Here is a 6582-nt window from a genome sequence, read left to right as displayed (position 1 = left end):
TGCGGATATTATGAATTCTTGAGAGTTTAGGAAGTGAATTTCTTCCCTGAAACGGAGAATTCATGAGGATCTTAGGCATTTTGCAGGACCGACTACCCAGCCATGGATGGATGAAATCGAGATACCTGAGGCTCACTGCCACCCTCCACCAAGTGATCTATAAAGATCCACCATTGCGTCAATTTGCTTTTGTTTCATTTCAATTAGATCCGCTTTGGCATCCAAGGTCTCCCTTTGTGCCAACAGCACATCCAGGTAGTCCGTACGAGCAGATCTGAATAGATTGTTAGCGATATCAATTGATTTGCTGAGCGCTTCAACTTGCTCTGACTTAAGCTGATAGCTTTTGTCGAGGTTATTGATATTTGAAACTTGATTCGCTACTTCAGTATAAGCTCTGATAATTCTTTGTTCATACTCATAAGCTGCCTGAATCTGCCTGGCATTGGCATTTTTATATTCCGCCTCGATGGCATTCCTATTGACCAATGGAGCCACTAATTCTCCCGCGATCATGGCCGCCAATGACTCTGGGGTATTGATCAGATACTTAACTGCAAAAGCTTCAAATCCTATTCCAGCCCTTATGCCAAAGGAGGGATAGAAGTTAGCCCTGGCCACCTCTATATTTAATGCCGCCGCCGATAGCTCAAGCTCTGCTTGCCTAATATCAGGCCTATTTTGCAGCAATTGTGACGGAATGCCTGTCTTAAGCATGAAGGGTTTGAACTCCATAAAACTACCAGAAGCACGCTGGATAGGTTGCGGCGTCCTCCCTAGCAAAAAATTTATCCGATTTTCAACAACAGTAATGCTCTGATTAATTTGGTATAGTCTACTTTTGTTTTTTGCCACTTCTGCTTCATAGCGTTTGATGGCAAGTGTACTTGCTCTTGCGTACTCTTGCAGACGCCTGACCATCTCCAGAGCATTTTGCTGAATACTAATATTTAGCTCTAAATTGTTAAGCTGGTTGTCCAAGGAAAGCAGTTCATAATACGAATGGGCAATTTCAGCGACCAGGTTAGTCACTAAAAAATTCTTACCTTCTTTTGACGCCATATACTCGAAAACAGCGACCTTCTTCGCATTCCTCAACTTTTTCCATATATCTATCTCCCAGGTTGAAAACAGTCCAAAGTGATAATCCCCCACGTACCTAGGAAACTGTCGGCCTTCCTTTACTGGCAGATTCTCTTCAACAGCGCCCTCGCGTGTAAACTCGCCGACTCTTTCCTTACCTGCACCACCACCAATATTTACAAATGGCAAGTATTCGCCCCGACGTGCTTGAATTTCATTCTGTGCAACACTGATACGCTGCATCATGATATTAATTTCTTTATTATTTTCAACAGCTATATCCAGCAAACTTACTAAATTAGGGTCACTAAAAAAATCTTCCCATTTAATATTTGCCACATTGTCCTCATCCGAAACATCTTCTTTAAAAACAGTAGGAAGATGTGTGTCTTCTTTTTTGATGAGCGAATCAGGCACGCAGGCTTGCAGCATAAGTACCAACGCGCTTGAAGCTATAATCTGAAATATTTTAGTCTTTGATCTCATTTGAAGGGCCATAGTCATAAGTCTCGGTTAAGGGGCCAAGGTCTTCATCTTTAATTAATTTTCTACCTTCTGCCATTTTGGCAAATATATAATAAAGCCCTGGAATAATGATGACACCAAACACGGTACCGAAAATCATCCCACCCAGCGCTGAGGTACCAATTGTCCTGTTGCCGATTGCCCCCGCTCCCGTGGCCATCGCCAAGGGTACCAACCCAGCTATGAAAGCAAATGACGTCATCAAAATCGGTCGGAAACGCGTTTGTGCACCCGCAATCGCTGCCTGCATAACCGTCATGCCTTGGGCTTGCTTCTGGGATGCAAATTCGACAATCAATACTGCATTTTTCCCGAGTAAACCAACTAACATCACCATTCCCAGTTGTGAATACACATCATTGGCGAGCCCTAATTCTTTTAATAAAAAGAAAGCACCAAAAATACCGGGGGGCAGAGAAAGTATTACGGCCAAGGGTAAAAGAAAACTTTCGTATTGCGCGGCCAGCACCAAGTAGACAAACAAGATAACGACAAAGAAAATCGCCAGTGCTTCGTTGCCCCGGGCGGCTTCGTCAAATGTTAAGCCTTCCCAGGCAATGTCAAAACCTTTTGGCAGGGTGTCTTTTGCGACTTCCAGGACTGTATTGATGGCGTCGCCGGTGGTGTAACCTTTTGCGGGTTCAGCGCGAATTGCTGCCGTGTTATAGAGGTTATAACGCGTGAGCTCGTTGGGTCCCTGCTTTTTCACCATGGTCATGAAGGCGGAGTACGGTACCATTTCACCTTCATCATTTTTCACAAAGTATTTCAGCACATCCTCGGGGGCACGCCGAAATTCCGGCAAGGCCTGAGCGTATACTTTAAAAAAGTTATTGAAACGGATAAAGCCCTGTTCATAGGTACTGCCGATCATGATGTCCAGCTGATTCATCGCATCATTGATGTTAACCCCTTTTTGCATGGCAAGTTTATTGTCGATGACCAGCTCGTATTGTGGATAATTGGCCGCATAAAAGGTAAACAAACCGGTCAGCTCTTTACGTTCGCGCAATGCTTTCATGTAATTTTTGGTAATCTCATCGAATTCGTAGTAGTCTGTATTTATTGTCTTATCTACCAAGCGAAATGACAAACCCGATGCCGCGCCGTACCCCGGCACCGCCGGAGGCTGAAAATACTCGATGACTGCACCCATGTCATGGCTTTTTTCTTCCAACTCTTCGATAATCTCCGTTACAGAATGTTTACGCTCTGACCAATCTTTCAAATTGATAATAACGGTCCCTGCATTTGATCCGCGACCTTCAGTGAGTACTTCATACCCAGCCAGAGAAGAAATTGATTTAACACCTTCGATTTTTTCAGCTAGCATTTCCAGTTCTCGTGCCACTTTGTTGGTTACTTCGATGGTTGAGCCGGGCGGCGTTTGGATAATCGCATAAATCATGCCTTGGTCTTCGCCGGGAATAAAGCCGGAAGGCAAGATTTTACTGACCATGAAAATACCGAAGGAAAACCCGGCCAATACCAAAAGCGTGACAATGCGCCGGGTGACCATAATGTTCATCAATCGGACGTAACGCCCGGTGACTTTTTCAAAAACAAAATTAAAGCCATTGATGAGAAGGCTGATTGGATCTTTTCGTTTCGGCTGACCATGAGTATTTTTAAGAATCATGGCACACAGTACCGGAGCAAGCGATAGCGCCACAATTGCTGAAATAATGATCGACGATGCCATAGTGATAGAGAATTCTCGATAAAACACCCCAACCGGTCCTGGCATAAATGCAATAGGGATGAACACCGATACCATGACCAGCGTAATCGCTACAATGGCGCCGCCGATTTCTCCCAATACTCTTCGAGAAGCTTCATAAGGGCTGCAATGCTCATCGGCCATTTTTGCATGCACAGCTTCCACCACCACAATGGCATCATCGACCACAATACCAATAGCCAGCACTAAAGCAAACAAGGTGATAAGGTTGATGGAAAGCCCGAACGCGGACATAACGGCGAATGCTCCAACTAGCGAAACCGGTACCGCGAGGACGGGGATCAAAGTAGAACGCCAGTCGCCAAGAAAAATAAAAACCACCAGGGAAACCAGTATGAAGGCTTCTACCAAGGTGTGTAACACTTGTTCGATAGACGCCTCGACGAAACGCGACACATCATAGTTGATTTCGTAGTCCATACCCTCCGGGAAGGATTTTTTCAATTCTTCCAGTTTTTCCTTCGTTGCCGCTATAACTGTTTGCGCGTTAGTGTTGTAATTTTGCTTAAGCACGATAGACGCCGAAGGGTATCCGTCTTTATCAGAGTAAATATTGTAAAACTCACTATTCAGTTCGACCTCAGCTACATCTTTTATGCGCAGAATCTTGCCTTCCGAAGAAGACCGGATAATAATGTCTTCGTATTCTTCCGGCTTATTGAAACGCCCTTTATAGACCAGCACATACTCCTTGGACTCGGCGGCTTTGCCTGTGCTTTGCCCGAGACGACCGGGACGTCCGATAATGCTTTGATCTGCCAGGGCTTTCATCACATCTTCTGCCGAGACATGATAGACTCGCATCCGCTCCGGGTTCAGCCAAATGCGCATCGCATATTGGCGAGAACCCAGTATGGTCGCTTGGGCGATTCCAGTAATGCGCTGAATCTCTGGAATGACATTGACGTAGGCGTAATTATATAAAAGTTTCTGATCAGCGTTTTTGTCCGTGCTGAAGATATTGACATACATAAGCATGCTGGGCTGGACGAAGTTCACGATCACGCCTTCCAACTCCACCAGTGCTGGCAGCCTGCTCATCATCTGATCCACACGCGTCTTCACGTTGACCATCGCAATATTGGGATCAACGCCTTGATTGAAATACACTTGAATGGTCGCTTCGCCGGCGCTGGTTGCATCCGAAGTGATGTACCTCATGCCGGGCACGCCATTGATAGCACGCTCTAAGAGGATCAAGGACGATTTCACCAGTACTTCGGCACTGGCACCGGGAAATGATACCGAAACCGTGACCCGAGCCGGTGCAATATCTGGAAACTGGGAAACTGGCAATGTTTTCATTGCCAAAAAACCCATAAATAAGAACATCAGTGATAACACAATCGCCATCACAGGTCTTTTAAGAAAGATACTAAACATGGCTTAATCCTTAAACTAAACAGTTATTCGGTATACAGCTCTAACTCCGGGAGAATCTCTTCGGGCGGCCTTAAATTGATACTCACCTTGTCTCCAGGATTAACTTTTCGTATACCTTCAAGCAACACCCTGTCGCTGTCATTAAGGCCATCTTTAACAATAAACAGTTTTGTCATCTCGGCCTCTATATGGATAAGCCTTTGCTCCAGCTTTTCTTCTTCATTGATGACGTAAACATAGTTCTTATCCATGATTTCGAATACCGCTTTTTGCGGAATAACCATGGCATTTGGGTAATGCTTGGTCAATAGGATAGTTCCTGTCTCATCATGTCTGAGAATTTTGTCCGGGTTAGGAAATAAGGCACGAAATTGAATAGTGCCGAAAGTGCTATCAAAATCACCTACAATCGTCTCAATGACACCCGTGTGATCATAAATCTTGCCGTTTGCCATTTTTAGTTGTACGGTTTCACCAAGTTTGTCGCCTTCTTCCATTCTAAAACTCAGGTAGTCTGCTTCTGGAACGTTGAAATAGACCCACAATTGTCTGATATCAGATAGTTCCGTCAGCAACTCGCCTTCATCGAGAAGACTGCCGATCCTGGCATTAAAACGACCCATAATTCCGTCAAAAGATGCTTTGATATCGGTAAAACCCAAGCGGGTTTCCGTTAACTTCACCTCTGCATTAGCCTTATCTAGTTTTGCTTTTGCCAAAGCAAGCTCATTGGGCGATACGATATTCTCATCAGCCAAACCTTTGGTATTAAGGTATTCGATCTTTGCAGATTGCGCTTCAGCTTTCGCTTTTTGGAATTCTGCCTGATAAACTTTGGGCATAATTTTAAACATGGGCTGTCCTTTTTTTATCCACTGCCCTTCATCCACAAAAATACCCTCTAAGTAGCCCTTTTCCAAAGAGCGGATTTCAATATGCATAATGGCTTTAATCAGACTGACATAGTGCCTAGGTAGAGAAACGTCTTTATGGAACGGTGTCGTTGCCTCAAGTTTTGGCATCTCATGATGCGTTTCAGTTTCTGCGTGATTACACCCATTCAAAAACAGAGCCGCGATTAAGCTTAAAACTACGGATAATTTAGTAATCATTTTTCTACCATTTAGGTTGTCAGGGGGCAAAGTATTTTGTTAGGGGAAGCAAGACCAAGTCTATTTTTTATTTTAATGAGAACCAAAAAGTCTGCATGGTGCAGCTTAACGAGTGCGGGTATATCTTTCCTAACAGGCTCATAGAGGGGACAGAACTTTCGCACAACGATACTATTTTCTTCTTTAGCATCATGTTCACGATATATAGAATTTTTATTTTCATATTGAAAACCAATAAATTTTTTATGCTGTCTCATCAATAACCGCACTAAATAATTTAACTCTTGAAATGATTCTAGCTCTTGCAAAGTAAAAATTATGTGAAGCACTGTCTTGCAAAGTAAAAATTATGTGAAGCTCTGGAGAGTTACAATTTGACCAAGGCAGCTTGATTCCTCTTTACTTGAAGCGCACGCGAAATGTTGAAGAATTTTTACCCTGGCTATACCTGAGATGGGTTTCAGCGGAAGACTTTAGCGAAACGCTGAAACACTTGCTGGGAGCGGATGCGCCAGGATTGGCATCGGCAATAACCAGCCGTCTGAAGCAGCAATGAGAACAGGACTGCCCTGGTCAAGTAAAACCGGACAACCCAGTTAAGCGACTTCTTTCAATTTTTCTGTTTCCACTTCATATTGATTGAGGCTTTTGTACTCCAAGTATGAATGCAGTCGATGGCTGTTATAGAACATGGAAATATACTGCAGCACATCTTGCTGTGCTGCATGACGGGTTTGG

Annotated in this window: 5 protein-coding genes; all 5 read right to left on the bottom strand. The window is 44.0% G+C overall.

Annotated features, from left to right (window positions below; translation table 11 throughout):
* Window positions 1-132: 132 nt before the first annotated feature.
* Window positions 133-1569 carry a TolC family protein gene (locus tag BLW34_RS14570; protein ID WP_090581109.1) on the bottom strand — a complete coding sequence of 479 codons (1437 nt, stop codon included), beginning with the start codon at window positions 1567-1569 and terminating at the stop codon, window positions 133-135.
* Window positions 1553-4732, bottom strand: a complete 3180-nt coding sequence (locus tag BLW34_RS14565) for an efflux RND transporter permease subunit (RefSeq protein WP_090543364.1) — start codon at window positions 4730-4732, stop codon at window positions 1553-1555. The genes BLW34_RS14570 and BLW34_RS14565 overlap by 17 nt, the downstream gene beginning before the upstream one ends.
* 23 nt (window positions 4733-4755) lie before the next feature.
* Window positions 4756-5844, bottom strand: a complete 1089-nt coding sequence (locus tag BLW34_RS14560; RefSeq protein WP_090543362.1) for an efflux RND transporter periplasmic adaptor subunit — start codon at window positions 5842-5844, stop codon at window positions 4756-4758.
* An 11-nt stretch (window positions 5845-5855) separates the two neighbouring features.
* Window positions 5856-6101, bottom strand: coding sequence for a hypothetical protein (locus BLW34_RS14555; RefSeq protein ID WP_090543360.1), 246 nt, complete (start codon window positions 6099-6101; stop codon window positions 5856-5858).
* 339 nt (window positions 6102-6440) lie between these two features.
* A partial coding sequence (locus BLW34_RS15870) for an IS3 family transposase (RefSeq protein WP_371263958.1) occupies window positions 6441-6582 on the bottom strand: 142 nt, incomplete at its 5' end.

Source organism: Nitrosomonas sp. Nm58, assembly GCF_900107335.1.
Lineage (GTDB): Bacteria > Pseudomonadota > Gammaproteobacteria > Burkholderiales > Nitrosomonadaceae > Nitrosomonas.
This window is presented reverse-complemented; position numbering and strand designations above follow the sequence as displayed.

Excerpts from the sequence above, each read along its gene's own strand:
- BLW34_RS14570 (WP_090581109.1), bottom strand. The coding sequence starts at position 1,569 with ATGAGATCAAAGACTAAAATATTTCAGATTATAGCTTCAAGCGCGTTG.
- BLW34_RS14565 (WP_090543364.1), bottom strand. The coding sequence starts at position 4,732 with ATGTTTAGTATCTTTCTTAAAAGACCTGTGATGGCGATTGTGTTATCA.
- BLW34_RS14560 (WP_090543362.1), bottom strand. The coding sequence starts at position 5,844 with ATGATTACTAAATTATCCGTAGTTTTAAGCTTAATCGCGGCTCTGTTT.
- BLW34_RS14555 (WP_090543360.1), bottom strand. The coding sequence starts at position 6,101 with ATGAGACAGCATAAAAAATTTATTGGTTTTCAATATGAAAATAAAAAT.